Genomic DNA, 25,009 nt, shown 5'->3' with positions numbered 1-25,009 from the left:
ATCGACGAGGTCAGTGGCGGTGGACGCGGTTGGCCACCGCGTGGCCGATGAACAGGTAGACCACGGCCGCCAGACCGTAGCCGGCCACGACCCGGGCCCACGCCTCGTCGAAGGTGAACAGGTCGTGTGACCAGCCCGCAAGCCAGCGGGCCGTGTCGTGGATGAACTGGACGAAGCTGTTGGCGCGGTTGGCGTCCAACAGGTACATGAGGATCCATAGGCCCAGGATCAGGGCCATGATGTCGGCCACGACCGCGATGACCGTGCCGGCCTGGTTCGCGCCGTTGCGATATCGAGACATGCTGAGCGGGTTGCCGTTCCCGCGCGTCTGAAACCCGACCGGCAGGGATCGGCGAAGTGCCGTCATCCCACCGGCGTCGGCGTGGGTCTGAGTGCCGGTCAGGTGTTCAGCTCGGCCAGCACCCGCAGCGTCACCGGATCCGGGGCCACCGCCAGCAGGTCGGTCACCGGGCCCTTGCGCCACAGCTCCAGCCGCTCCGCGATCCGCTCCCGGGGCCCGGTCAGCGAGATCTCGTCGGCGAAGGCGTCCGGCACGGCGAGCACCGCCTCCTCCCGCCGTCCCGCCAGGAACAGTTCCTGGATCCGCCGGGCCTCCTCCTCGTACCCCATGCGGCCCATCAGGTCGGCGTGGAAGTTGCGGGTCGCGTGCCCCATGCCGCCGATGTAGAAGCCGAGCATCGCCTTGACGGACAGCAGCCCCTCCGCGACGTCGTCGCACACCGTGACCCGGACGAGCGGGGCGACGGTGAACCCCTCCCGTATCCCGCCCACCGCGGGCCCGTAGGCGTCCGGCCGGCTCGGCGACCAGTACAGCGGCAGCCAGCCGTCCGCGATCCGCAGGGTCTGCGCCACGTTCCGCGGGCCCTCGGCGCCCAGCAGCACGGGCAGTTCGGCGCGCAGGGGGTGGGTGATGGACTTCAGCGGCCTGCCGAGACCGGTGGCGTCCGGTCCGCGGTAGGGAAGGGGGTGGAACCTGCCGTCCGCCAACTCCACCGGCGCCTCCCGCCGCAGCACCTGCCGTACGACGTCCACGTACTCCCGGGTCGCGGTCAGCGGCGACTTCGGGAACGGCCGCCCGTACCAGCCCTCGACGACCTGCGGACCCGACAGCCCGAGGCCGAGCGTCATCCGCCCGCCGGAGAGATGGTCCAGGGTGAGGGCGTGCATGGCGGTCGTGGTGGGGGAGCGGGCCGCCATCTGCGCGACGGCCGTACCCAGCCTGATCCTCGAGGTCCGCGCCGCGATCCAGGTGAGCGGGGTGAAGACGTCCGAGCCCCAGGACTCCGCCGTCCACACCGAGTCGTACCCGAGCCGCTCCGCCTCCCGCGCCAGCTCCAGATGGTGGGTCGCGGGGCCGCGGCCCCAGTAGCCGAGCGCGAGACCGAGCCGCATGCCTGCCTCCTGACGGTCCGTCAGATATGGGGGGGCTGTGAGCGTACGACAACGGCCCCCCGCCCGGAAGGGCGAGGGGCCGTGCTCCGCTGCCGCGGCTCAGCCGCGCTGGATGCCGGACGTGTCCCGCAGGACGCCGCGGCGGCCGTCCTGCGTCTGTGCGATCAGACCCTGGCCGCCCTGCTCGACAGCGAGGTACCAGGTGCCCGGCGCCAGCTCCGCGATCGGCATCGGCGCGCCGTCCTCCGCGTACAGCGGACGCGCCACCGGCACGGCGAACCAGAACGGCGAGAAGTCCGGCGCCGGCGGCTGCGCGGCCGGACCGGGCTGCGCGCCGAACGACTGCCCCTGCTGACCCGGCTGGCCGGGCTGCGGCTGACCGCCGAAGCCGGCCGGCTGCGCGCCCGGGTAGCCGTAACCGGCGGGCGGCTGGGCACCGTAGGGCTGCGGGGACGGCGGCTTCGGGGCCGGGATCAGGGCACCCTGGAGGGCGGGGACGAGAGGAGTGGCGACGGCGGCCGCCGCCATGACGAGGGTGGCGACGAGGGCCAGGATCAGACCGGTGCCGGCGCTGGGCCCGTTCGAGCTGTCGCCGACGTTGTCGTAGCCGCCGGCCGGGTCGAAGATGTTGCCGAGGGCGCTCCACGCGGCGAAGACCGTGAAGGCCACACCGAACTGACGCAGGTCAAGGCCCGCGATCTTTCGCTCCTGCGGCAGAGCCCTGCTGACGACGACGAGAGCCGCGCCGATGATCCCCGCGAGCACGACACCGAGCAGGACGGGACCGCTGCCCCACAGGCTCGGAAGGTCGATGCTGTCGGGAACCCCGTCGATCGAATAGAGGTCCAGGAACGACGCGATGAAGAGCAACACCGCTGCTCCGATCACCACGCCGTCGCCTCGAGTGAGGGAGCGGATATTCACTTCAGGTCCTTCGTCAGTCGTCTCGTCATCGGTACGTCCGTTGGAGGCGTCGCTGTCACCATGTCGCCTTTGGGCCCCGGTGTGAAGCGCGGGGGTGGCCCCTCATCGTAGGGACGACACTATCGTCCGCACGATCAGGGTGTCCGCCCGGATCAGTGCGCCGATCACTACCCCCGCAGGAAACTCACGATTCCCTCAGAGATCCCCTGCGCCGCTTTCTGCCTCCAGGCGCCGCTGGTCAACAGTGCCGCGTCCTTGGTATCGCGCATATTGCCGCACTCGATGAACACCTTGGGAACCGTTGACAGATTGAGACCGCCCAGGTCCTTACGCGTGACGAGACCGGTGCCGTCCCCGATGTAGTTGGACGGTGAACTGCCCGTCGCCTGCTCGAAGTCGCCTTCGATGTCCTCGCCGAGCTTCCTCGACGGCGCGACGATCGCCCGGGTGTCGGCCGCGCCGCCCCGCACCTCGCCCGGCAGGATCACATGGAAGCCGCGGTTGCCCTCCGCGGAGCCGTCGGCGTGGATCGACACCGCCGCGTCCGCGTGCGCCGCGTTACCGATCCGGGCCCGCTCGTCCACGCACGGCCCGAACGGCCGGTCCCCGTCCTGGGTCAGCTTCACCGTGGCCCCCTGCTTCTCCAGCAGCGCGCGCAGCCGGTGCGCCACGTCCAGGGTGAACCTCGCCTCGCTGTACCCGGCGTTGGTGGACGTCCCCGTGGTGTCGCACTCCTTGCGGTTGGTGCCGATGTCGACCTTGCGGTCGATGTCGGCGGTGTGCCGGTAGTTGGTGAGGTTGTGGCCGGGGTCGATGACGACGACCTTGCCCGCGAGGGGTGCCCCCGGGCCGGCGGGGGAAGTGTCCGTGCCGGTCGGACCGGTAGCCGGCGAGCTGAGGACACCCGGCGCCGCTCCCGCGCCGGGCGTCCCGTTCGCGCCGCCGTCCCCGCCGCTCCCGCCCAGCTTCTCGAACGCCAGCCAGCCGAGCAGCGCCACGGGCACGAGCGCGGCCGTCGCCACGGTCAGCGGACGCCGCAACCGGGAGCGGCGGGGCTCCGGGTGGCCGTAGGGGTCGTGGCGGTCGGGGTGCGGGCCGGAGTAGGACACGCCCGCCACCCTAACGTTCGTCGGGCCGAACCCCCCGCGGCAGCCACAGCAGCATCAGCACCGTCCCCGCGAGCAGCACGCCCGTGCCCGTGCGGAACGCCAGCGCGTACCCCTCCGTGAGGGCCTCGGGTGTGGTGTGCCCGGCCGTGCGGGCCGCCGCGAGCGTCGACAGGACCGCCAGGCCCAGGGAGCCGCCCATCGTGCGGGAGGTGTTGACCAGCCCGGAGACCAGGCCGGCCTCGCCCGGCGCCGCGCCCGAGGTGGCCAGTGCGGCGAGCGGAGTCGAGGCGAGGCCCGCGCCCAGCATCATCAGCACACCCGGCACCAGGATCTCGGTGAGGTACGCGCCCTCGGCGCTCATCGTCGACTGCCAGCCGAAGCCGGCCGCCGCGAGCAGCGTGCCCAGTACCGCCACCGTGCGGGCCCCTGCCGTCCGCATCAGACGGGGCGCGAGCTTCGAGCCGAGGAGGACCGCCAGGGAACTGGGGACCAGCGCGAGCCCGGCGTCCAGCGGGCTGTAGCCGAGGGCGTTCTGCGCGTACAGCGTCATGAAGTACCACATGGAGAACATGGCCGAGCCGTTCACGAACATCGCCGCGTTGGCCGACGACACCGCCCGCACCCGGAACAGCCCGAGCGGCATCAGCGGGGCCGCCGTACGGGCCTCCACGGCGAGGAACAGCCCGAGCAGCGCGAGACCGGCGGCCAGCGGGAGAAGGGTCGCGGACGCCGTCCACCCCTCGGCCTCCGTCTGCGAGATGCCGTAGGCCAGGGTGCCGAGGCCCGCCGTGACCAGCAGCGCCCCGGGCAGGTCCAGGCGGCGGCCGTCCCCGGCCCGGCTCTCGGTCAGCCACCGCAGGGAGCCCGCCAGCACCACGGCCCCCACGGGCACGTTGATCAGCAGGACCCAGCGCCAGGACACCAGGTCCACCAGCGCCCCGCCGACCAGTCCGCCCGCTGCCCCGCCGGCCGCGCCGACCGCCGCCCAGGTGGCGATGGCCCGGGCCCGCGCGGCGCCCTCGGGGACCGCGGAGGTGACGATCGTCAGCGTCGAGGGCGCGAGGACCGCCGCGCCCAGCCCCTGCGCGGTCCGCGCGAGCAGCAGCTGCGGGCCCTCCTGGGCGAGTCCGCCGGCCAGCGAGGCCAGCGTGAACAGGGCGAGCCCGGTGAGGAACATCCGCTTGCGGCCGTAGAGATCACCGGCCCGGCCGCCGAGCAGCATGAACCCGGCGAAGGCGATGGAGTACGCGTTCACCACCCACTGCAGGCCCGCGGAGCTCATACCGAGGTCCGCGCGCATCGAGGGCAGTGCCACGTTCACGACGGACACGTCCAGCACGACCAGGAACTGGCCTGCGCACGCGAGCGCCACGACCAGCCAGACGCGGGGAGCGGTGGGGCGGCGGGAGGTTCGGGGGCGGGCGGTGTCGGCGGTTTGCGGCATGGGCGTCATGGTCTCAGCCGGGTTGCGCCCCTTGCATCGGTATTTCGGCCCAGGACCAGGGGACCAGGCGGGCGTCCACGCGCACCGATGTCAAGAGAAGTCAAAGAAATTGTTAGTGTGGCGAAGCATCGGAATAGTTGCCCATGCATACAGGTTCAGTCTCCACGTACCCCTTTGATCCACGTCCTCCAGATCCACATACCCCCTTGATCCACGTACCTCTTGATCCACGGCCCGGAGGCCCCACCCCATGACGCACACGACCACCGGTCGGCCCACCCGCCCAGCGAGCGGAGCCGTCGTCCCCGTGCTCGCCTTCGCGGGCATCGTGGTCGCGGTGATGCAGACCCTGCTCGTCCCGGTCATCAAGGACCTGCCCCAACTGCTGGACACCGCCCCCAGCAACGCCACCTGGGTCCTGACCTCCACCCTGCTGTCCGGCGCCGTCGCCACCCCGATCATGGGCCGCCTCGGCGACCTGTACGGCAAGCGTCGGCTGCTCGTCCTCAGCCTCGCGGTGATGGTGGTCGGCGCCCTCGTCAGCGCGCTCACCAGCACCCTGCTCCCGATGATCGTCGGCCGTACCCTCCAGGGCTTCGCCATGGGCGCGATCCCCCTCGGCATCGGCCTGATGCGCGACATGCTGCCCCGCGAGAAGCTCGGCTCGGCGATGGCCCTGATGAGCTCCTCCATCGGCGTCGGCGGCGGTCTCGCGCTGCCCGCCGCGGCCCTGGTCGCCCAGCACGCCGACTGGCACGCCCTCTTCTACGGCGCCGCAGGCCTCGGCGCGCTCGCCATCGCCCTCACCCTCCTCGTCGTCCCCGAGTCGCCTGCCCGCGCCGAGGGCACCTTCGACGTCCTGGGCGCGATCGGCCTCTCCACCGGCCTCGTCCTCTTCCTGCTGCCGATCACCAAGGGCAGCGACTGGGGCTGGACCTCCGGCACCACGCTCGGCCTGTTCGCCGCGTCGGCCGCGGTGCTCGTCCTGTGGGGCGTGATGGAACTGCGGGTCAAGGCCCCGCTGGTGGACCTGCGGACCACCGCCCGCCCCGCCGTCCTCTTCACCAACCTCGCCTCGATCATGGTCGGCGTCAGTTTCTACGTCGTCTCGCTCGTCCTTCCCCAGCTGCTCCAGCTCCCGAAGGCCACCGGCTACGGCCTCGGCCAGTCGATGGTCGCCGCCGGTCTGCTGGTCGCGCCGCTCGGCGTGACGATGATGTTCACCGCCCCCGTCTACGCACGACTGTCCGCCAAGTACGGCCCCAAGGTCACCCTGATCCTCGGCATGCTGATCATCGCCATCGGCTACGGCGCCGGCCTCGGCCTGATGAACGCCGCCTGGCAGAGCCTCGTCATCGCGATCGTCCTCGGCGCCGGCATCGGCCTCGCCTACTCCTCCCTGCCCGCGCTCATCGTCGGCGCGGTCCCCGCCTCGGAGACCGGCGCGGCCAACGGCCTCAACAGCCTGATGCGGTCCATCGGCACGTCCGTCTCCAGCGCCGTCATCGGCATGGTGCTGGCGAACACGGCGAACGACGTGAACGGTGTCGCGATCCCGACCATGCACGGCTTCCGGGTCTCCTTCCTGATCGCCACCGCCGCCGTCGCCGTGGGCCTGCTCTTCGCCCTGCTCCTGCCGAAGCCGAACCGCGCACCCCAACTGCGCGCCGCCGGCGAGGAGGACTCGGCCCTGGAGCGCGCCGAGGAGGCGCTGCGCGGCTTCCGCGGCCGGATCCTGGACGCCGAGGGGGTCCCGGTCGCCCGCGCCAAGGTCACCCTGATCGACCGCCGCGGCCGCCAGGCGGGCGCCACCGTCTCGGGGGAGGACGGCACTTACGCCCTCACCGTCCCAGCCCGGGGCGCCTACGTCCTCGCGGCCAAGGCCACCGGCCACGCCCCGCTGGCCTCCGCCGCGGCCCACGCCGGCGACGAGCGGACGGTCGACCTGGACCTCGCCCTGCCGAGCGGGACGGTCACCGTCTGACACGTCGCCGACCCCAGGTCACGCCCCCCGTCGTACCCACGGCGGGGGGCGTGGTGCACCATGGGCGGCCGACACGCCCGTACCGCCTGCGCGCACCACCTGCCCGCACCACCTGCACGCACTACCGAAGGGACCCCCATGCCCGCGGCACCCGAGCCCGAGATCCTGGCCGCGTTCGAGGCGGCGAAGGGCTTCATGCCCGTGGACGAGGGGCTCGCACTGTACGCGGCCGCCGCGGACGCCGGGCGGCTCGGACTGCCACTGCTGGAGGTCGGCACCTACTGCGGGCGCTCCACGATCCTGCTCGCCGACGCGGCCCGCACGGCCGGGGTCCAGGTGCTCACCGTCGACCACCACCGGGGCAGCGAGGAGCAGCAGCCGGGCTGGGAGTACCACGACCCGGAGACCGTCGACCCCGAGATCGGTCTGATGGACACGCTGCCCGCCTTCCGCCGCACCCTCCACCGGGCGGGTCTGGAGGAGCACGTGGTCGCGCTGGTCGGCCGCTCCCCGCGGATCGCGGGGATCTGGAACTCGCCCCTCGGCCTCGTTTTCGTCGACGGCGGCCACACCGACGAGCACGCCGGGGCCGACTACGAGGGCTGGGCCCCGCACGTGGCCGACGGGGGCCTCCTCGTCATCCACGACGTCTTCCCGGACCCCGCCGACGAGTTCACCGGCCAGGCCCCCTACCGCGTCTACCTGCGCGCCCTGGCCTCCGGAGCCTTCACCGAGGTCTCGGACACCGGCTCGCTGCGGGTGCTGCGGCGCACGGGCGCGGGCGTCTAGACCGTCGTACTGAGGCGGCGACGGCGGTACAGCACGACCCCGCCGAGGATCACCACGGCGGCCAGGACGGCCGGCACCAGGACGAGGTGCTTGCGGTACGGCGGGGTCGGTGACGCCTTCAGCGGGATCGCGGCGACATCGTTGCCGGGGGTGCGGTCGAAGGGGTTGTGCACGCGGATCGTGCCCTTCGCGCCCGGGACCTGCCGGTCGACGCGGAAGCGGAATTCGACCGTGGTCGTCCCGTCGTTCCCGGGCCAGAACACGTCGCCCCTGTTGAGATCGCAGACGTACGCCCCGCCGGACTTCGCGGGCCGGTCGCACGCCCACTTCCCGTCCGTGTCCTCGAAGGTGAACGGGATGGAGGTGACCGTGGTGCCCTCCGGCGGCACCACCTCGAAGCCGCCGGCGTCGTCGCGCGGATTGGCGGGGCCGAGCCGCCGCACCCCGAGCTTCACGCTCACCGTGTCGCCGACCCGGCCCCGGACGGTCCCGGTGACCGGCTCGTAGTCGGCCTGCGCGGTGGTGGTGACCCCGACCCGGCCGTGGCTGTCGTCGAAGTCCGGGTGCGCGGCGGTGCGGACCAGGGTGAGCGGGGCGCCCGTGCCGCGCACGGTGTGGCCGGCGGGTCTGCTCGGGGCCGACGACCAGGTGTAGGTCACCTCGCCGGTCAGCGTCTCGGGGATGCCGACGCTGTAGACCAGCGGGCCGCTCGCGCGGTACGCGGCGCCCGCGGCGGCCTTGGTGGGGAACGTGCACCAGGCGGAGGTGGGCGAGGAACCGGCGTAGAAGCAGTTGCTGTACCGAGGGGTCAGCGTGAGCCCCTCCGAGACGTTCACCTGGAGGGCGACCCCCCGCGCTGCCGGGAAGCGGGTGTTGTTGGCCAGCCGCGCGGTCACCCGCGCGGGCGCACCCGGCGCCAGTCCGCTCACGCCCTTCTCCCGCCCGGGCGCGGACAGGGTCGGGCCGCCGACGGTCATCCGGGTCGTGCCGGTGATCGTGGCCGCGTTGTCGGCGGTCGCCGTGTACGTCACCGTGCCGCTGTCGCCCGGTTCGGCACCGTCCACGCCGAGGAGGAGCAGCGGGTCGTAGCTCTCGCCGTCACCGTTCTGGACGTCGCCGTACACGCAGGTGTACACCGGGCCCTCGGACTCGCACATGCGGTTCTCCCCGAGCCGGGCGACACCCGCGAGACCCGACGCGTCGACGACGACCCGCACATTGCGTGCGGGCGTGCCGCCCTTGCTCCGCTCGACGAAGACGGGCACGTGGAAGCCGTTGTTCGAGGCCGCGGCCCCCTCGTCCGCGTTGTACATGACGAAGGTCGACTGGGTCTCGAAGCGCATCAGGACGTGACCGGAATCGTCGGCGACGGCGGGTGTCACGGCCGACGCGAACACCGCCGCGAGGGCCGTGAGGAGTCCCGGCAAAAGTCTCCGTAAAGGCATCCGGGCACTATGCCAGCCGCGCCCCGGTCCGCTACAGCCAGCCCTGCCGCCGGGCCTCGCGCATCGCCTCCATGCGGTTGCGGGTGGCGGTCTTGCCGATGGCGGAGGAGAGGTAGTTGCGGACCGTGGACTCCGAGAGGTGCAGTCGCCCCGCGATGTCGGAGACCGTCGCCCCGTCCGCCGACGCCTTCAGCACGTCGCACTCGCGGGCCGTGAGCGGATTCGGGCCCGCGCTCAGCGCGGCGGCGGCCAGCGCCGGGTCGACGACCGTCTCACCGGCCAGCACCCGGCGGACCGCCGCCGCCAGCTCCTCCACGGGACCGTCCTTGACCAGGAACCCGGTGGCCCCGGCCTCCATGGCCCGCCGCAGATAGCCGGGCCGGCCGAACGTCGTCAGGATCAGCACCCGGCAGTCCGGCGCCTCCTCGCGCAGCAAGGCGGCCGCCTCCAGGCCGCTCATGCCGGGCAGTTCGATGTCGAGCAGCGCGACGTCCGGGCGGTGCAGGAGGGCCGCGTCCACGATCGTGTCCCCGGTGCCCACCTGCGCGACGACCTCGATGTCCGGCTCCATCCCCAGCAGCAGGGCCAGCGCCCCGCGCATCATGCCCTGGTCCTCCGCGAGCAGGACCCTGATGGACCGGGCGGGGCGGTGCTCGCGGGGCATCTCGTTCACGGCGTCAGCGTAGAGGTGCCGGACGGGACGGCGGTGGCCACCGGGGCCTCGACCGGGAGCTGCGCCGTGACCGTGAAGCCGCCGCGCTGTCCCGGTCCCGCCGCCAGCGAGCCGCCGGCCGCCGCGAGGCGCTCACGCAGACCGGTGAGACCGGTGCCGCCGGACCGGGGGGAACAGTCAGCGCCGCCGGTGCCGTTGTCCGTCACCGTCAGCCGGACCTGCTCCGCCCTGCCCGCCACCGTGATCTCGCAGCGGGTGGCGCCGCTGTGCCGGACCACGTTGGTGACCGCCTCGCGCACCACCCAGCCCAGCAGGGCCGCCGTCTGCGGCTCCACGGGCGCCCCCGACCAGCGCACGGACGGCTCGACGCCCGCCGCGGTCAGCGCCGAGTGGGCCCGGTCCAGTTCCGTGGCGAGACTGCCCTCGCGGTAGCCGGTGACCGCCTCGCGGATCTCCGTCAGCGCCTGACGGCCCACCGACTCGATGTCCGTGACCTGGGCGAGGGCCGCGTCGAGGTTCCCGGGTGCCAGCCGCCGGGCCGCCTCCGACTTCACCACGATCACCGACAGGGTGTGCCCGAGCAGGTCGTGCAGATCGCGGGAGAAGCGCAGGCGTTCCTTCTCGACCGCCCGCCGGGCCAGTTCCTCGCGGGCGGTTCGCAGCTCCCGCACGGTCTCCGACAGGCTCAGGATCACGGCCGTCACGATCGTGGAGATCCAGGTGGCGTAGGCGGTGTCCAGGCCGCCCCAGCCCTCGTGGACGGAGGTGACCGCCCCCGCGAGGACGGCCAGCGAGATGCCCGTGACGCGCAGCGGACGGCCGCGCAGCGTGGCGCCGGCCGCGAGGCCGAGCAGCGGGAAGAACAGTGTCCAACTGCCGCCGTAGCCGAGGGCGAGGCCGCAGGTCACCACCGCCATGAGGGCCAGCGCCAGCAGGGTGGAGACGCTCTCCCGCTTCTCCTTCACGAAGGAGCGGACGGCGACGTAGATGTAGCAGGAGTTGAAGGTGAGCACCCCCAGGCCGCCGAGCAGCGGGTTGGGCGTCTCGCCCTGGAAGAGGTTGGAGAAGGCGCCCATCCCGAGCAGCAGCCAGGGCAGCAGGGCGAGGGGGTGGGCCGGCGGCCCCGGCAGTTGGGCCTCCTTGCACTGCCGCTTCCGGCGGACCGCCGTCCGCCAGGCGTTCCAGCGGCACCTGAGCGCGTTCCCCATCGTCATGTCCTTCCCCCGATCCTGCCGCCCGGCCTCTGCCGTTCGTTCCTCGACGCTACGGTCCCGGGCGGGCGACCGGCAGGTCGGGAAGTAACCAACCCGGCAGTACAAATGTCACCGCTCCGAGGGCCGCCCGCCCCCGTCTCTGACACACCGTCAGGAGCCTTCACAACTGTCGAGCGCTCAGCTATACAGGGGGCGCCGGACTGGAACGCGTTCTAGATCGGCTCGTGACGGCCTCGGTGCGCCCGACGGTGCGGACGGTCGCACCGAGGTCTTGGACACCCAGAGGTTCTGGACAATCAGAGGTTTTGGACACTCAGGAGCCCCATGCCCATCGACGCAGCCAAGGCACTCGCCGCGGAACCCCGATCCGGCGAGATCTCCTGGACCCGCAAGGACGTCCAGCTCTACCACCTCGGGATCGGCGCCGGCCTCCCCGCGACCGACCCCGACGAGCTGCGCTACACCCTGGAGTCCCGTCTGCACGTCCTGCCGAGCTTCGCCACCGTCGCGGCCTCCGGCTCGCCCGGCGTGAGCAGCGCACTGTCCATGCCCGGCGTCGACGTCGACCTCGCCCGCGTCCTGCACGGCGGGCAGCGCCTGGAGATCCACCGCCCGCTGCCTGCCGAGGGCCGGGCCACGGCCACCGGCCGGATCGCCGCCGTGTACGACAAGGGCAAGGCCGCCGTCCTCGTCATGCGCACCGAAGTGGCCGACGCGGACGGCCCGCTGTGGACCAACGACGCCCAGATCTTCGTACGGGGGGAGGGCGGCTGGGGCGGCGACCGCGGCCCCTCCGCCCGTCTCGAACCCCCTGCCGGGGAGCCCGACAAGACGGTCGAGCGCGCCGTCCGCGAGGACCAGGCCCTCCTCTACCGGCTCTCCGGCGACTGGAACCCGCTGCACGCCGACCCCGGGTTCGCCGAGGCCGCCGGGTTCGAACGGCCCATCCTGCACGGACTGTGCACCTACGGGATCACCCTCAAGGCCGTCGTCGACACCCTGCTCGACGGTGATGTGACCCGGGTGCGGGCCTACACCACCCGCTTCGCCGGGGTCGTGTATCCCGGCGAGACCCTTCGCATCCGGCAGTGGCGGGGGGAGGGCGAGGTGCGGGTGGCAGTGAGCGCCGTCGAGCGCGGCGACGCGCCCGTCCTCGCCGACACGGTCGTCGAACACTCTTGATTCAGCTGGCAGTTGAGGGGAGCCGCACCATGCGCGCAGCCGTACTGCACGAGATCGGCCAGGATAAACTGGAAGTCCTCGACGACGTCGAGGCGATCGGCTTCGGGCCGGGCCGGGTCAGGATCCGGATCCACGCCACCGGGCTGTGCCACTCGGACCTCTCCGCGATGAGCGGGGTGCTGCCACAGCCCGCGCCGTTCGTACCCGGACACGAGGGCGCGGGCGAGATCCTGGAGGTCGGCGAGGGCGTCACCCGGGTGAAGCCCGGCGACCGGGTGGTGGTCTGCTGGCTGCCGGCCTGCGGCGCCTGTCCCGCCTGCAAGCGCGGCCAGACCGAACTGTGCCTGGCCGGCTTCATGAACGCGGGCACCCCCAACTTCCGCCGGGCGAGCGGGGACGTGTTCGGGATGGCCGGCACCGGCACCTTCGCCGAGGAGGTCGTCGTCGACGCGGGCTGCGCGGTCCCGATCCCCGACGACGTGCCGTACGACATCGCCGCGCTCATCGGCTGCGGGGTGACGACCGGTCTGGGCGCCGCGCTCAACACCGCGGACATGGAGGCCGGTTCGTCGGTCGCCGTCATCGGCTGCGGAGGCGTCGGCATCTCCGCGATCCAGGGTGCGCGCCTGCGCGGCGCCGCCGAGATCGTCGCCGTCGACCCGGTCGCCTCCCGCCGCGAGGCCGCCCTGAACTTCGGTGCCACCCAGGCGGTCTCACCGGAGGAACTGGCCGGAGCCAAGCAACTCGCCACCGGCGGCGAGGGGTTCGACTATGTCTTCGAGGTCGTCGGCCGGGCCGCCACCGCCCGCACCGCCTACGAGAACACCCGGCGCGGCGGCACCCTCGTCGTCGTCGGCGCGGGCGCCCTGGACGACTTCCTCCAGCTCAACATGTTCGAGCTGTTCTTCGACGAGAAGCGGATCCTTCCCTCGATGTACGGCGGCGGCGACGTCCTGCGCTCCTACGAACGGACCATCGCCCTGTGGCGGGCCGGCCGGATCGACCTCGAGGGGCTGATCACGCACCGCGTCCCGCTCGCCGAGATCAACGAGGCGCTGGACCAGATGCGCACGGGGACCGCCCTGCGTACCTGCATAGAGATCTGAGGGCGGCCCGGATGTCACTGCCACTCGAGGGGCTGGCCGCGATCGTCACAGGCGCCGGGCGCGGGCTCGGCCGGGCCGAGGCGCTGGAGCTGGCCAGGCTGGGCGCGGCCGTCGTAGTCAACGACTACGGGCAGCCCGGGCGGGACGGCTCGGGCGAGGCGTCGGCCGGTCCCGCGGAGGAGGTCGCGGCGGAGATCCGGGCGGCGGGCGGCACCGCGCTCGTCCACACCGGGGACGTCTCCGACTTCCGGCAGGCCCGTGAACTCGTCGGATCGGCGATCGCCGAGTTCGGCAAGCTGGACGTCGTCGTCAACAACGCCGGCATCCTGCGCGACCGCATGGTCTTCTCCATGGCCGAGGAGGAGTGGGACGCGGTGATCCGGGTCCACCTCAAGGGCCACTTCAACACCACCCGCTTCGCCGCCGAGCACTGGCGGGAGCGGTCCAAGGCGGCGGGCGCCCCGGTGTACGGGCGGATCGTGAACACCTCGTCGGAGGCGTTCCTCGCGGGATCGGCGGGCCAGCCCAACTACGCCGCCGCGAAAGGCGGAATCGTCGGACTGACCACCTCCTCCGCCCTCGCGCTCGGCAAGTACGGCGTCACCGCCAACGCGATCTGTCCGCGCGCCAGGACCCGGATGACGGCCGATGTCTTCGCCGGGTTCGAGCAGCCCGCCGCCGGCCTCGACCCGCTCGCGCCCGAGCATGTCGCCCCGCTCGTCGGCTACTTGGCGTCACCGGCCGCCGGGCGGATCAACGGACAGCTGCTCGTGGTGCACGGGGGGATGGTCGCGGTCGTCGAACGGCCGCGGGTGCAGGCCAAGTTCGACAGCAAGGAGGACGTGTTCGGCTTCGAGGAGCTGGACGCCGTACTCGGCGCGCACTTCGCGGACCGGCCCCAGGGGGAGACGTTCGCGGCGGCGGAGGTGCTGGGGCTACGCCGGGGATAGCCCCGGAAAGGTGCGAAGGGGCCCGGCGGTCCGTGGACGGCCGGGCCCCTTCGGCGTACTGTCAGGCAGCGGCCTCGGCCTTGTCCTCGGCCGGCTTGCGGTGCCGGCCGCTGGGGGCCGACTCGCCGTCGTGGGACGAGACCGGACCCCGGTGCCGACCGTGACCGGTCGCCTCCTGGGAGTCGGCGGACAGCGGCTGCGTGGTGCTTACGTCGCTCATCTGGAGAGTTCACCCCGTCAACATGATCTTTCTTACAGCCGGGTGATTTTATCCAGCGCACCACGGGGCGGATCCAGGCGGCCACGCCAACCGCAGCTAGTTCGTTACAAGTCGGCCGAGCGGCGCCTGCTGCAGAGGGACCGGGCGGGGCGTCGCCGCTTCGTCTTCCTGTCCCTGTCCTTGCTCCGGGGGAGCGGCTTCGGGCGGGGACGCGACCGGGGGAGCCAGCCGCGCGACCCCGCAGGGCTCCGCCTCGGTCGCGTACGGCAGCCGCAGCACCCCGTCCGGCGTCCACAGGCCGCTGCCCGCCAACCAGCCCTCGGGGGCGGAGAGTTGATGCAGCCGCCGGTCCGCGGGGCGCCAGACGCCGACCCAGCTGCCGAAGGCGCCGTCGATCCGGAGCGCCACCGCGCAGCCTTCCGGCTGCAGCACCTGGCCGGGCTGCACGGCGAACGGTGTGAGCGTACGGTCGGGCAGCCGCAGGGCCCGGGGGAAACGCACCGGCAGGGTGCTGCCGAGCACGCCCCAGCCGAGCCGCGGCTCGCCGGGGGAGGGGGCGTCCGAACCGATGACCAGCAGACCGCTGTCGGGGGCGGCGAGCAGCAGCCGGTCGTCGCTGTGGGCGGCGATCTGCAGCAGCGGGGACACCTCGCCGCCGCGCTCCAGATCCACCACGACCGTCTTGGTCCGGCCGCAGATCTCCCGGTCCAGGGCCAGCATGCGTCCCGTACGGTCCAGCCACACGCCGCCCGAGCAGCGGCCCGGGATCTCGGCGAGGTGCTCGGGGCCGAAGGAACCGCCGGCCACCAGCCACAGGGCGCTCGTGTGCCGGCCCACGGCCAGCGCGAAGGCGCGGCCGCCGCAGGGTGAGGGAGGCAGCAGCCGCAGCCGGGTGTCCTCGTCCGGGCACTCCACGGAGCCCAGGGGGAGTTCACCGGTCCCCGGGCCCGTGGGATACAGCAGGGAGAAGGCGTGCCGCCCTTCGACCAGCCGCCGGATCAGGACCCGGCCGTCGGCCAGCGGCTGCACCTCCGTGCCCGGTTCCTCCGGCTGGTGCGCGGGCAGCGGCACGGCGTAGGGCTCGGGGCCGCCGAGGGTCCAGCGCTCGGGGAACCAGGAGCCGGGGCGGGGGCCGCGGGCGAGGCGGGCGGCATAGGCGCCGTCCGCGGTGATCGCACAGGGCGCGAGCGGTGCGCGGTCCCCGTCGCCGCCCGCCCCGTCCGCCGTGTCCGTCCCGGTGGGTTCGATCGCACAAGCCGTCATGAATCGGTCACCTCCGGTGACGAAGCTAGTTTTCGCACGCACGGCCGCGGGAGCAAGGCGGCGGGGACTTCCCTCGTAAGAGTGGTGCAGAAGCGATTCGCCCGAGGGGCGTGCGGGCGCTGTGCATGCGCCACGGCGGTGGGCGGCGGCCCCACCCGCACCGGTACTGCCCCGCAGAACGGGCAGGTAGCCTTGGCCCGTGCCCCGTCTGTCTGAAGTCATCGCCGCGCTGGAGAACCTGTGGCCCGCCGAGCGGGCCGAGTCCTGGGACGCGGTCGGAACCGTCGTGGGCGAACCCGGCCAGGACGTGGGCCGCGTCCTGTTCGCCGTCGACCCGGTCCAGGACGTCGTGGACGAGGCGGTGAAGCTGGGCGCCGACCTGCTGGTCACGCACCACCCGCTGTATCTGCGCGGAACCACCACCGTCGCCGCCACCACCTTCAAGGGGCGGGTCGTGCACACCCTGATCAAGAACGACATCGCGCTGCACGTCGCCCACACCAACGCCGACACCGCCGACCCGGGGGTGAGCGACGCCCTCGCCGGCGCCCTCGGCCTGCGCGTCGTACGGCCCCTCGTGCCCGACCCGAGCGACCCCGAGGGCCGGCGCGGGCTCGGCCGGATCTGCGAGCTCGACCATCCGCTCACCGTCCGCGAGTTCGCCGCCCGGGCCGCCGAGCGGCTGCCCGCCACCGCGCAGGGCATCCGCGTGGCGGGGGACCCGGACGCGGTCGTGCGGACCGTCGCCGTCAGCGGCGGATCCGGGGACAGCCTCTTCGACCAGGTCCGCGCCGCCGGCGTCGACGCCTTCCTCACCGCGGACCTGCGCCACCACCCCGCGTCCGAATTCATCGCGGACCGGTCCCGCGACCCGCTCGCGCTGCTCGACGCGGCGCACTGGGCCACCGAGTGGCCCTGGTGCGAGCTGGCCGCCGCCCAGCTCGACGAGATCTCCGACCGGAGGGGATGGGGCCTGCGCGTCCACGTCTCCCGCACGGTCACCGACCCCTGGACCGCCCACGCGGCATCCGTCACCACCGACCACCTGGGAGCCCCCAACTGAACGCCGCGCCCGCCGACCAGATCCGCCTCCTCGACGTCCAGGACCTCGACGTACGCCTGCAGCAGCTCGCGCACAAGCGGAGGTCGCTGCCCGAGCACGCCGAGATCGACTCGCTCACCAAGGACCTGACCCAGCTGCGCGACCTGCTCGTCGCCGCGCAGACCGAGGAGAGCGACACCGCCCGCGAGCAGACCAAGGCGGAGCAGGACGTGGACCAGGTGCGCCAGCGCGCCGCCCGCGACCAGCAGCGCCTGGACTCCGGCGCCGTCACCTCCCCCAAGGACCTGGAGAACCTCCAGAAGGAGATCGTCTCCCTCGCCAAGCGCCAGGGCGACCTTGAGGACGTCGTCCTGGAGGTCATGGAGCGCCGTGAGTCCGCGCAGGAGCGGGTCGCCGAGCTGACCGAGCGCGTCGGCGCCGTCCAGGGCAAGATCGACGACGCGACCGCGCGCCGGGACGCCGCCTTCGAACAGCTCGACGGCGACGCCGCCACCGTCACCAAGGAGCGCGAGGTCATCGCCGGGTCCATCCCCGCCGACCTGCTCAAGCTGTACGAGAAGCTGCGCGAGCAGCAGGGCGGCATCGGCGCGGCCAAGCTGTACGCCCGCACCTGCCAGGGCTGCCGCCAGGAGCTCGCGATCACCGACATCAACGAGATCCGCTCGGCCGCGCCCGACACGGTCGTACGGTGCGAGAACTGCCGTCGGATCCTCGTGCGTACGTCGGAATCCGGACTGTAAGGGGTCTGCGGCGTGCGGGAGTTCATCGTCGAGGCCGACGGCGGGTCACGGGGCAACCCGGGGCCCGCGGGCTACGGCAGCGTGGTGATCGACGCGGCGACGGGGGAGACCCTCGTCGAGCGCGCCGAGTACATCGGGATCGCCACCAACAACGTGGCCGAGTACCGGGGTCTGCTGGCCGGCCTGCGCGCCGCCCGTGAGCTCGACCCGGCGGCGTCGGTGCGCGTCCGGATGGACTCCAAGCTGGTCGTCGAGCAGATGTCGGGCCGCTGGAAGATCAAGCACCCCGACATGAAACCGCTGGCCACGGAGGCCGCCCGGGTCCTCCCGCCCGGCCAGGTCAGCTACGAGTGGATCCCGCGCGAGCAGAACAAACACGCCGACCGGCTGGCCAACGAGGCGATGGACGCGGGCAAGCGCGGGGAGCAGTGGGACCCGGCCGCGTCGACGGCCGCCCTGGACACCTCCGCCGCGGCTTCGGCCCGGGCCGTCCCCGAACCGTCCGGCCCGCCCGGTGACGCGACCGCGGGCGCCGCGAAGGCCCGGGAGGCCCTCGCCGCGGCCCAGAGCCGTCCGGCGGCCGGGACGGCGGACGACGACGATCTCCGGGCGGCCCGTACCGTCGCCACCCCGGAAACCGGGGCGGCCCGTACCGTCGCCACCCCCGGAACCGGCAGCAAGCCGTCCGTCGGCTGGGGCGCCGCCCCCGACCTCGGGGCGCCCGCCACCTTCGTGCTGCTCCGGCACGGCGAGACGCCCCTCACCCCCCAGAAGCGTTTCTCCGGCAGCGGCGGCAGCGACCCCTCCCTCTCGGACGTCGGCCGGGAGCAGGCCGAGCGCGTCGCCGACGCCCTCGCCCGGCGCGGGACGATCCAGCACATCCTGGCCTCCCCCCTCGCCCGCACCCGCCAGACCGCCGGGGCCGTCGCGGACCGCCTCGGCCTTGAGGTCACCGTCGACGACGGGCTGATCGAGACCGACTTCGGCGCCTGGGAGGGCCTCACCTTCGGCGAGGTCCGGGAGCGCCACCCGGGCGACCTGGACAAGTGGCTCGCCGACCCGGAGGCCCAGCCCACCGGCGGCGGCGAGAGCTTCGCGGCCACCGCCGTCCGTATCGCCGCCACCCGCGACAGACTGGTCGCGGCATACGCCGGCCGCACGGTGCTCCTGGTCACCCACGTGACACCGATCAAGACGTTCGTGCGGCTCGCCCTGGGCGCCCCGCCGGAGGCGCTGTTCCGCATGGAACTCTCGGCGGCCTCGCTCTCGGCGGTGGCGTACTACGCCGACGGCAACGCCAGCGTCCGCCTCTTCAACGACACGTCCCACCTGCGGTCCTGAGGTACGAGGCGGCGCGCGCCAGGCCCTCGATCCGGCCCCAGTCCCGCGCCGCCACCGCATCCGCCGGCACCATCCAACTACCGCCCACGCAGGCGACATTGGGCAGCGCCAGATACTCCGCCGCGTTGTCCGGACCGATCCCGCCGGTCGGGCAGAAACGGGCCTGGGGGAGGGGACTCGCCAGCGCCTTCAGATAGGCCGTACCGCCCGCCGCCTCCGCCGGGAAGAACTTCATCTCCGAAACCCCGCGCTCCAGCAGACCGACCACCTCGGACGTGGTCGACACCCCGGGCAGGAACGGCAGCCCGGAGCCCCGCATCGCCGTCAGCAGGACGTCCGTCCACCCGGGGCTCACCAGGAACCGCGCCCCTGCCGCCGCGCAGGCCGCCACCTGCTCCGGAGTGATCACGGTCCCCGCCCCGACCACTGCCTCCGGCACCGCGGCGGCGATCTCCCGGATCGCGTCGAGCCCGGCCGGCGTCCGCAGCGTCACCTCGATCGCGGGCAGCCCCCCGGCCACCAGCGCCCGCGCGAGCGGTACGGCGTCGGAGGCGTCCGGCAGCACCACCACGGGCACGACGGGGGCGAGGTCCAGCACCGAGGCGGCCGGGGAGGAGGGCAGGGGTGAGGTCATGCGCCTCATCCTGCCCCCGGGGTGCGACATGCGCAAAGGCCATTGCGCATGCTGCAACACCCCGAGCCGGTGTCGATCAGTGCACCTCGTCCACCAGCACGTCCAGCGTCCAGGCCGTCCCCGCCCGGGCCGGCTCCCGCACCTCCACCACGTACCCGAGGTCCCGCAGCGCCACCACGAGCTCCGCCGGCCCCTTCGGCGCGATCCCGGCCGCCAGCAGGCTCCGTACGATCCGCCCCTTCGTCGCCTTGTTGAAGTGGCTGACGACCTTCCGGGTCGGCGCGTGCAGCACCCGCACCGCCGCCGTCCGCCCCGCCACCTCGCCCTTCGGCTTCCACGCCGCCGCGTACGCCGCCGACCTGAGGTCGAGCACCAGCCCGTCCCCGGCCACCTCGGGCAGCACGGCGGCCATCGGCGTGCGCCAGTACGCGCCCAGCGCCCCGAGGCCGGGCAGCTTCACCCCCATCGAGCAGCGGTACGACGGGATCCGGTCCGTCACCCGGACGGCACCCCACAGCCCGGAGAAGACCAGCAGCGACCGCGCGGCGCGCTTTTTCGCGGCCGCGTCCAGAGTGGCCGGACCGAGGGCGTCGTAGAGGACGCCCGTGTAGACCTCCCCGGCAGGGCGGGTCCCCGCGGTGCGCAGTCCGGTGTTCTTCGCGATCTCGCCGCGCAGCCCCTCGCTCAGTCCGAGCACCTCGCGCGCCTTCTCCTCGTCGGCGACGCACAGCTCGACCAGCTCGCTCAGCACGGCCTCCCGTGCCTCGGCGAGCCCCGGCAGGGACAGCCCCTCCGGCTTCAGCGGGGCGCCACGGCCGGAGTCGGCCTTTCCTTCGGACGGGGGCAGCAGGACGAGCACGGGGGATCTCCTTCGGTAGAGCTCTGCGACAGCGTACGGCCCCCTCCGGGAGCGGCCGCGCGTCCGTCTCACCGAGGCCGATCCGGCAGCGGCGGTGCGGTCCGCTCCCGTGTGAGGGCCCGTACCAGGCGGGCGGCGTCGTCGGCGTGCAGGCGGATCACCGTGACCTCCCGGCGGCGGCCGAGGAAGGTGAAGTACGCCATCGGCGCGGCCAGTTCGAGGGTGACCGAGGTCCGGGAGCCGACCGGGAGGTTCAGTTCGCCGTCGGCGCGCTCGTGGGTGGTGCGGCGCTCGTGCCGAACCGAGGCCATGTGCTCCAGCGGGACGCGCAGATCGACGTGCGCCGCGTGGCGGACGCGCAGCACGCCGTCGTCGAGGACGTGCGGGCGGACCGTCCAGGCGGCGTGCAGGCCGGCCAGGAAAAGGACCGTGTACAGGTCCAGGGCCAGCACCACCCGGTGTGCGGTGGGCCAGTCGCGCAGCAGCACGGACATCGTGAACGTCTCGACCACGCACACGAACACCAGCCCGGCCGTCACCGCGCCCTGTCCCCGCGCATATCCGAATGCCTGCCCGCCACCCACCCCGTGCCGCCGCCGGGCGGCCCACAGCAGCAGACTCACCAACAGCCGTGTCTCATGTCTGACCAGGGCGTACGCCGTTCTCATGGTCCCTCCGCGAGTATCCGCAGCGCCCGGCGGACGGCCTCCGACCGAGCCGGGGCGAAGTCGGCGTACAGGGCGCGCAGAAAGCTGTTGTCCCGGTCCACGGCCACCGTCTCCGGGAGGAACTCCCGCGGGGTGCACTCGACGAGGAGGCGGGCGGCCGTCTCCCCCCGGGGGTCGGCGGGGTCGGTGTCGGCGAGCGCGTCGAGCAGGGCGTACGCCTCGTCGACCAGGGCCACCGCCTCCGACGACGCCACGACCGACCCCACCGCCGCGAGCAGCCGCTCCCGTTCCTCCGGAGCCGCGATCGTCTCGACCGGCGCGAGCACCTCGCGGTCCCGGGCGGCCATGGGAGAGCCGGCCGACGCGCTCGCCGTCCGCGCGAACAGCGCGGCCGGTTCGGGTGAGACCGGACCCTCGGCGGGCAGCTCCGCCCCGGCCGGCAGCGACCGCAGTCGGACCCGCCGCTCCCGGATCGCGCTCTCCTGCCTGGCCAGGTCCTCGTCGAGCTCGGTGAGCACCTCGACGAGGTCCTTCCCCGCGTCGTCCGTGAGCACGTCCCGCACCTCCGCCAGTCCCAGGCCCAGTTCGGTCAGCCGCCGGATCCGGGCCAGGGCGACGGCGTGTCGCAGGGTGTGGTCCCGGTAGCCGTTGGCGCGCCGCTCCGGCTCGGGGAGCAGGCGCAGGTGGTGGTGCCGGACGGTCCGCGGGGTGACGCCGACGGCCTCGGCGAGTTCTCCGATCCGCATGGGACCAGTACAGACGTTGACGCTGCGGCAGGGTCAAGCACGGTCGGGCGCACCCGGGGTGCCGAACCAGAGGTCCAGCGCGTCCGCCGCTTCCCCGCCGCCGTCGGATCCCGCGTCCGCGGCCCACGCCACGTACCCGTCCGGCCGCACCAGCAGCCCGGCGAGCTCCGGCCGGCCGGGGCAGGTGGCGGTCCGGACGTCCACCCGGTCGCCGTACCCCTCCGCGAGGGCGCGCAGCTTGCCGTCGTCCGCGAGGTCGAGCAGCAGGCCGCGCCCGCCGTGCAGCAGGCCGCCGAGCCGGGTGCCGTCGGCGAGTTCCAGGTCGGGCGCGCTGTGGCCGACGAGCGGGTGGCCGCCGGGCAGGTCGTACGTCTGCCACACCCCGGAGATCTTCTTGACCAGGTACGTCGTCCCGTCGACCGTCCCCGCCATCCCCGTCACCACCTCGCGCAGGGCGCGGGCGTGCGCCTGTGGCCGCATCAGCGCGATCTGGGCGCGGGTCCACTCCAGCACCCAGGCGCCGACCGGGTGCCGTTCGGCCGTGTACGTGTCGAGCAGTCCCTCGGGTGCCGTGCCGCGCACCACGGCCGCGAGCTTCCAGCCGAGGTTCACGGCGTCCCCCATGCCGAGGTTCAGGCCCTGCCCGCCGAACGGCGAGTGCACGTGCGCCGCGTCCCCCGCGAGCAGCACCCGCCCCTTGCGGTAGTCGGTCGCCTGCCGGCAGTTGTCCGTGAAGCGGGTCGCCGTACGCACCTCGGTCACGGTGACCTCCTCACCGGTGACCCGGCGCAGACTGCCGGTCAACTCCTCGGCGGTGACGGGCGCCGAACGGTCCACGGGCGTCCCGTCGAACTCGACGGTGAGGATCCGGCCGGGCATGGGCCCGTGGGCGTACGTCCCCACGGCGGTCGTGTTCCATCCGCCCCTGAGCCGCTCCCCGCCGGTCAGCGAGACGAGCGCCTGGTAGCCGGTGATCTCGGGGTCGGTGCCGGGGAACTCGAACCCGGCGAGCTTGCGGACGGTACTGCGTCCACCGTCACATCCGACGAGCCACCCGGCGCGTACGTCGCGGGTGGGTGCGGGGGCCTCGCGGGCGGGTGTGGGGGTTTCTTCGCCGGGTGCGTGGGCCTCCCGGGCGGGTGTGAGGGCCTCTCCGCCGGGTAAGTGGGCTTCCCGGGCGGGCACGAGGGCTTCTCCGCCGGGTGCGAGGCGTACGGTCACGCCGTCGTCGCAGGTCTCGAAGCCGGCCAGTTCGACGCCCCGCCGCAGCTCCACCCCGAGTTCCCCGGCCCGCTCGGCGAGCAGCCGCTCCAGCGTGGCCTGCGGGACGAAACCGACCTCCGCCGCCGGGCCGAGGCCGGCGAAGGCCGGGTCGGACTCGTCCAGCAGGTCGGCGCTCAGCGGGATGCCGGCGAAATGCCCGGCGAATCTGGGCGGCGGCACCGCGCTCGGGGCGGACGCCCCGGCGAACTCCCGGAACCGCCTCATCGCCGCCTCCTGCACCGCCGCGAGCGGGGGCAGCAGCCCTCGCCGGTACAGCGCGACGGCCGTGGGGGTGTTGATCGACCCCGCCTTGATCGTCTCGTCCACCTCGGCCAGTCGCTCCACGACCAGCGTCCGCGCGCCGCCGAGCGCGAGTTCGCAGGCCAGCATCAGCCCGACCGGTCCAGCCCCCGCCACCACCACGTCGTAGTCCGTCATGACTTCACTTTAGTCACTAAAAGTTTGTGGCCGCTATAGTTTTCCCATGGCGAACGAAGACCGGGGCGGCTGGGAAGACCGGAGTGGCCGGAGCGGGGAACTCCCCCTGCGGGAGCGCAAGAAGCGGGCGACGCGGCAGCGGATCTCGGACGTGGCGACCGGGCTGTTCGTGGCGCGCGGGTTCGACGAGGTGACCGTCGCGGAGGTGGCCCGGGCAGCCGAGGTGTCCGCCATGACCGTCTTCAACTACTTCCCGCGCAAGGAGGATCTGTTCCTCGACCGCATCCCGGAGGCCGTCGAGATGTTCGCCGGGGCGGTACGGCACCGGGCTCCCGGCGAAGGCCCGCTCGCCGCCCTCCGTGCCCTCGCCCTCCGCCTCCTCGACGAACGCCACCCGCTCGGCGGGGTCGACGACGACTTCCCGCACTTCTGGCGGGTCGTCATCGCCTCACCCGCGCTGCGTGCCCGGGCGCGGGAGGGGGTGGAGGAGTTGGAGGAGGCCGTCGCCCGGGCCTTCGCCGAAACGGCCCCGGAGTTCGCCGACCCCGTCCTGGCGGCCGCGCTGACGGTCGCCGCCTACCGCACGGTCTACGTCACCGCCGCGCGCCGGCTGCTGGCGGGGGAGGCGGCGGACGAGGTCGCGGCCGGTCACCGGGTGCGGGTGTGCGCGGCCTTCGACGCGTTGGAGGCGGTGTTCGCGCCGCCGTCCGGTACCTCTCTTGACGGCTAACAGCGTTAGCCGTACCGTCGTGGTTGTCGGGCTAACGCTGTTAGCCACACTCGGCGTCCGGGAGGCAGCCATGAGCACAGCCACCACCACCAGCACCAGCACAGGCAAGCACCCGCACACCCGCACCGTTTCCGCGCTCGCCCCGGCCCGCCGAACGGCCTGGCTCGCGGCCGCCCTGTTCTGGTCGGCGTTCGCCGTCCTGGAGGCCGTCAACCACGGCTGGCTCGCGGGCACCGCCGCCCTCGCCTTCCTGGTCCTGCCGGACCTGGCCTTCCTGGTCGCCCTCGACGACGCGCCGCACATGGCGAAAGGGCAGCTCCCGCCCCGCGCGGTGCCGTACTACAACGCCCTGCACCGGGCCGCGGTCCCGCTCGCGCTCCTGGCCCTGTACGCCTTCGCGCCCTTCACCTGGGCCCCGCTGTTCGCGGCCCTCTGCGGCTGGCTCGCGCACATCTCGTACGACCGCGCCCTCGGCTACGGGCCGCGCACCAAGGAGGGCTTCCAGCGTGAGGGCTTCCAGCGTGACTGACCGGCTCACACCCAGGGCCCGCGAGATCGCGGCGGCCGCCCGGACCCTCCTCGAGGCGTCCGGGCCCGCCGCGTTCACCATGCGGGCCCTGGCCGACCACCTCGGCATCAAGGCGCCCTCCCTCTACAAACACTTCCCCGACAAACACGCCGTCGAGGTCGAACTGAACGCGCAGATGCTGGAGGAGTGTCGCGCAGCTTGTCGCCGCCCTTGCTCTTCCAGTCGGACACGGCCTGCTGCATGTCGCTGATCTTCTTGCGGCCCCGGGTGATGTCGTCCTCG

General features: G+C 73.3%; 25 protein-coding genes and 1 pseudogene. 11 read left to right on the top strand and 15 right to left on the bottom strand.

Annotated features, from left to right (window positions below; all coding sequences use genetic code 11):
- Positions 1 to 10 precede the first annotated feature (10 nt).
- The 5 genes from ABT057_RS30370 to ABT057_RS30350 all read right to left on the bottom strand — a co-directional run bounded on the left by ABT057_RS30370 (position 11) and on the right by ABT057_RS30350 (position 4,890).
- A complete protein-coding gene (locus ABT057_RS30370; RefSeq protein WP_352346822.1) occupies positions 11 to 301 on the bottom strand; it encodes a hypothetical protein in 291 nt (96 codons plus the stop codon).
- A gap of 98 nt (positions 302 to 399) precedes the next feature.
- Positions 400 to 1,413 carry an LLM class F420-dependent oxidoreductase gene (locus tag ABT057_RS30365; RefSeq protein WP_352346821.1) on the bottom strand — a complete coding sequence of 338 codons (1,014 nt, stop codon included), beginning with the start codon at positions 1,411 to 1,413 and terminating at the stop codon, positions 400 to 402.
- Positions 1,414 to 1,512: 99 nt separating this feature from the next.
- Positions 1,513 to 2,337 (bottom strand): DUF5336 domain-containing protein, encoded by an 825-nt coding sequence (locus ABT057_RS30360; RefSeq protein ID WP_352346820.1) that lies wholly within the window; start codon positions 2,335 to 2,337, stop codon positions 1,513 to 1,515.
- A gap of 167 nt (positions 2,338 to 2,504) precedes the next feature.
- On the bottom strand, positions 2,505 to 3,446 hold the full coding sequence (locus ABT057_RS30355; RefSeq protein ID WP_352346819.1) for an N-acetylmuramoyl-L-alanine amidase: 942 nt from the start codon (positions 3,444 to 3,446) through the stop codon (positions 2,505 to 2,507).
- A gap of 10 nt (positions 3,447 to 3,456) precedes the next feature.
- Positions 3,457 to 4,890: an MFS transporter gene (locus tag ABT057_RS30350; protein WP_352346818.1), complete on the bottom strand. Its 1,434-nt coding sequence runs from the start codon at positions 4,888 to 4,890 to the stop codon at positions 3,457 to 3,459.
- A gap of 250 nt (positions 4,891 to 5,140) precedes the next feature.
- Between ABT057_RS30350 and ABT057_RS30345 the strand changes: the two genes are divergently transcribed.
- Both ABT057_RS30345 and ABT057_RS30340 read left to right on the top strand, forming a co-directional pair.
- Entirely contained in the window at positions 5,141 to 6,874 is a 1,734-nt protein-coding gene (locus tag ABT057_RS30345; protein ID WP_352346817.1) for an MFS transporter, read from the top strand.
- A gap of 138 nt (positions 6,875 to 7,012) precedes the next feature.
- The gene (locus ABT057_RS30340; RefSeq protein ID WP_352346816.1) at positions 7,013 to 7,663 is read left to right on the top strand and encodes a class I SAM-dependent methyltransferase; all 651 of its coding nucleotides are present in this window, start codon (positions 7,013 to 7,015) and stop codon (positions 7,661 to 7,663) included.
- Here the strand turns inward: ABT057_RS30340 and ABT057_RS30335 are convergent.
- Genes ABT057_RS30335 through ABT057_RS30325 form a run of 3 tightly spaced genes read right to left on the bottom strand, consistent with a single transcriptional unit; the run spans position 7,660 to position 10,995 of the window.
- Positions 7,660 to 9,108: a hypothetical protein gene (locus ABT057_RS30335; RefSeq protein WP_352346815.1), complete on the bottom strand. Its 1,449-nt coding sequence runs from the start codon at positions 9,106 to 9,108 to the stop codon at positions 7,660 to 7,662. The genes ABT057_RS30340 and ABT057_RS30335 overlap by 4 nt on opposite strands.
- Positions 9,109 to 9,139: 31 nt before the next feature.
- Positions 9,140 to 9,772, bottom strand: coding sequence for a response regulator (locus tag ABT057_RS30330; protein ID WP_352346922.1), 633 nt, complete (start codon positions 9,770 to 9,772; stop codon positions 9,140 to 9,142).
- Positions 9,773 to 9,777: 5 nt separating this feature from the next.
- Positions 9,778 to 10,995 carry a sensor histidine kinase gene (locus ABT057_RS30325; RefSeq protein WP_352346814.1) on the bottom strand — a complete coding sequence of 406 codons (1,218 nt, stop codon included), beginning with the start codon at positions 10,993 to 10,995 and terminating at the stop codon, positions 9,778 to 9,780.
- 324 nt (positions 10,996 to 11,319) lie between these two features.
- On the opposite strand from ABT057_RS30325, the gene chsH3 reads away from it, so the two are divergent.
- The 3 genes from chsH3 to ABT057_RS30310 are packed head-to-tail and all read left to right on the top strand — an operon-like array spanning position 11,320 to position 14,233.
- Positions 11,320 to 12,177: an enoyl-CoA hydratase ChsH3 gene (gene chsH3 / locus ABT057_RS30320; RefSeq protein WP_352346813.1), complete on the top strand. Its 858-nt coding sequence runs from the start codon at positions 11,320 to 11,322 to the stop codon at positions 12,175 to 12,177.
- 29 nt (positions 12,178 to 12,206) lie between these two features.
- On the top strand, positions 12,207 to 13,283 hold the full coding sequence (locus ABT057_RS30315; RefSeq protein WP_352346812.1) for a Zn-dependent alcohol dehydrogenase: 1,077 nt from the start codon (positions 12,207 to 12,209) through the stop codon (positions 13,281 to 13,283).
- A gap of 11 nt (positions 13,284 to 13,294) precedes the next feature.
- Complete coding sequence (locus tag ABT057_RS30310; RefSeq protein WP_352346811.1) at positions 13,295 to 14,233, top strand: 3-oxoacyl-ACP reductase; 939 nt, start codon at positions 13,295 to 13,297, stop codon at positions 14,231 to 14,233.
- Positions 14,234 to 14,294: 61 nt separating this feature from the next.
- Here the strand turns inward: ABT057_RS30310 and ABT057_RS30305 are convergent, their stop codons facing one another.
- Both ABT057_RS30305 and ABT057_RS30300 read right to left on the bottom strand, forming a co-directional pair.
- Positions 14,295 to 14,453 carry a hypothetical protein gene (locus tag ABT057_RS30305; RefSeq protein ID WP_352346810.1) on the bottom strand — a complete coding sequence of 53 codons (159 nt, stop codon included), beginning with the start codon at positions 14,451 to 14,453 and terminating at the stop codon, positions 14,295 to 14,297.
- A 96-nt stretch (positions 14,454 to 14,549) separates the two neighbouring features.
- On the bottom strand, positions 14,550 to 15,716 hold the full coding sequence (locus ABT057_RS30300; RefSeq protein WP_352346809.1) for a hypothetical protein: 1,167 nt from the start codon (positions 15,714 to 15,716) through the stop codon (positions 14,550 to 14,552).
- Positions 15,717 to 15,915: 199 nt separating this feature from the next.
- Here ABT057_RS30300 and ABT057_RS30295 point away from each other — a divergent pair, with 199 nt between their 5' ends.
- The 3 genes from ABT057_RS30295 to ABT057_RS30285 are packed head-to-tail and all read left to right on the top strand — an operon-like array spanning position 15,916 to position 18,860.
- Positions 15,916 to 16,779 carry a Nif3-like dinuclear metal center hexameric protein gene (locus tag ABT057_RS30295; RefSeq protein WP_352346808.1) on the top strand — a complete coding sequence of 288 codons (864 nt, stop codon included), beginning with the start codon at positions 15,916 to 15,918 and terminating at the stop codon, positions 16,777 to 16,779.
- Entirely contained in the window at positions 16,776 to 17,519 is a 744-nt protein-coding gene (locus ABT057_RS30290; protein WP_352346921.1) for a zinc ribbon domain-containing protein, read from the top strand. Before ABT057_RS30295 ends, ABT057_RS30290 begins: the two co-directional genes overlap by 4 nt.
- 12 nt (positions 17,520 to 17,531) lie before the next feature.
- Entirely contained in the window at positions 17,532 to 18,860 is a 1,329-nt protein-coding gene (locus ABT057_RS30285; RefSeq protein ID WP_352346807.1) for a bifunctional RNase H/acid phosphatase, read from the top strand.
- On the opposite strand, the gene eda is transcribed toward ABT057_RS30285, so the two are convergent.
- The 5 genes from eda to ABT057_RS30260 form a co-directional block, all read right to left on the bottom strand.
- Positions 18,832 to 19,494: a bifunctional 4-hydroxy-2-oxoglutarate aldolase/2-dehydro-3-deoxy-phosphogluconate aldolase gene (gene eda / locus ABT057_RS30280; protein ID WP_352346806.1), complete on the bottom strand. Its 663-nt coding sequence runs from the start codon at positions 19,492 to 19,494 to the stop codon at positions 18,832 to 18,834. The genes ABT057_RS30285 and eda overlap by 29 nt on opposite strands.
- A gap of 76 nt (positions 19,495 to 19,570) precedes the next feature.
- Complete coding sequence (gene yaaA / locus ABT057_RS30275; protein ID WP_352346805.1) at positions 19,571 to 20,353, bottom strand: peroxide stress protein YaaA; 783 nt, start codon at positions 20,351 to 20,353, stop codon at positions 19,571 to 19,573.
- 68 nt (positions 20,354 to 20,421) lie between these two features.
- A complete protein-coding gene (locus ABT057_RS30270) occupies positions 20,422 to 21,021 on the bottom strand; it encodes a hypothetical protein (protein WP_352346804.1) in 600 nt (199 codons plus the stop codon).
- A complete protein-coding gene (locus tag ABT057_RS30265) occupies positions 21,018 to 21,767 on the bottom strand; it encodes a MerR family transcriptional regulator (RefSeq protein WP_352346803.1) in 750 nt (249 codons plus the stop codon). The genes ABT057_RS30270 and ABT057_RS30265 overlap by 4 nt, the downstream gene beginning before the upstream one ends.
- Positions 21,768 to 21,800: 33 nt before the next feature.
- On the bottom strand, positions 21,801 to 23,468 hold the full coding sequence (locus ABT057_RS30260) for an FAD-dependent monooxygenase (protein WP_352346802.1): 1,668 nt from the start codon (positions 23,466 to 23,468) through the stop codon (positions 21,801 to 21,803).
- Between the two features lie 46 nt (positions 23,469 to 23,514).
- Here ABT057_RS30260 and ABT057_RS30255 point away from each other — a divergent pair, with 46 nt between their 5' ends.
- From ABT057_RS30255 to ABT057_RS30245, 3 genes and pseudogenes are all read left to right on the top strand, one after another.
- Positions 23,515 to 24,198, top strand: a complete 684-nt coding sequence (locus ABT057_RS30255) for a TetR/AcrR family transcriptional regulator (RefSeq protein ID WP_352346801.1) — start codon at positions 23,515 to 23,517, stop codon at positions 24,196 to 24,198.
- Between the two features lie 70 nt (positions 24,199 to 24,268).
- Positions 24,269 to 24,727, top strand: coding sequence for a DUF4260 family protein (locus ABT057_RS30250; RefSeq protein ID WP_352346800.1), 459 nt, complete (start codon positions 24,269 to 24,271; stop codon positions 24,725 to 24,727).
- Positions 24,705 to 24,866 (top strand): annotated as a pseudogene (locus ABT057_RS30245) (TetR family transcriptional regulator); the annotation flags it as partial. The gene ABT057_RS30250 and the pseudogene ABT057_RS30245, both read left to right, overlap by 23 nt.
- Positions 24,867 to 25,009 lie beyond the last annotated feature (143 nt).

The organism is Streptomyces sp. NPDC002588, assembly GCF_040295925.1.
Lineage (GTDB): Bacteria > Actinomycetota > Actinomycetes > Streptomycetales > Streptomycetaceae > Streptomyces.
Note: the sequence above shows the minus strand (reverse complement) of the source record. Positions and strands in the feature narration are given on the sequence as shown.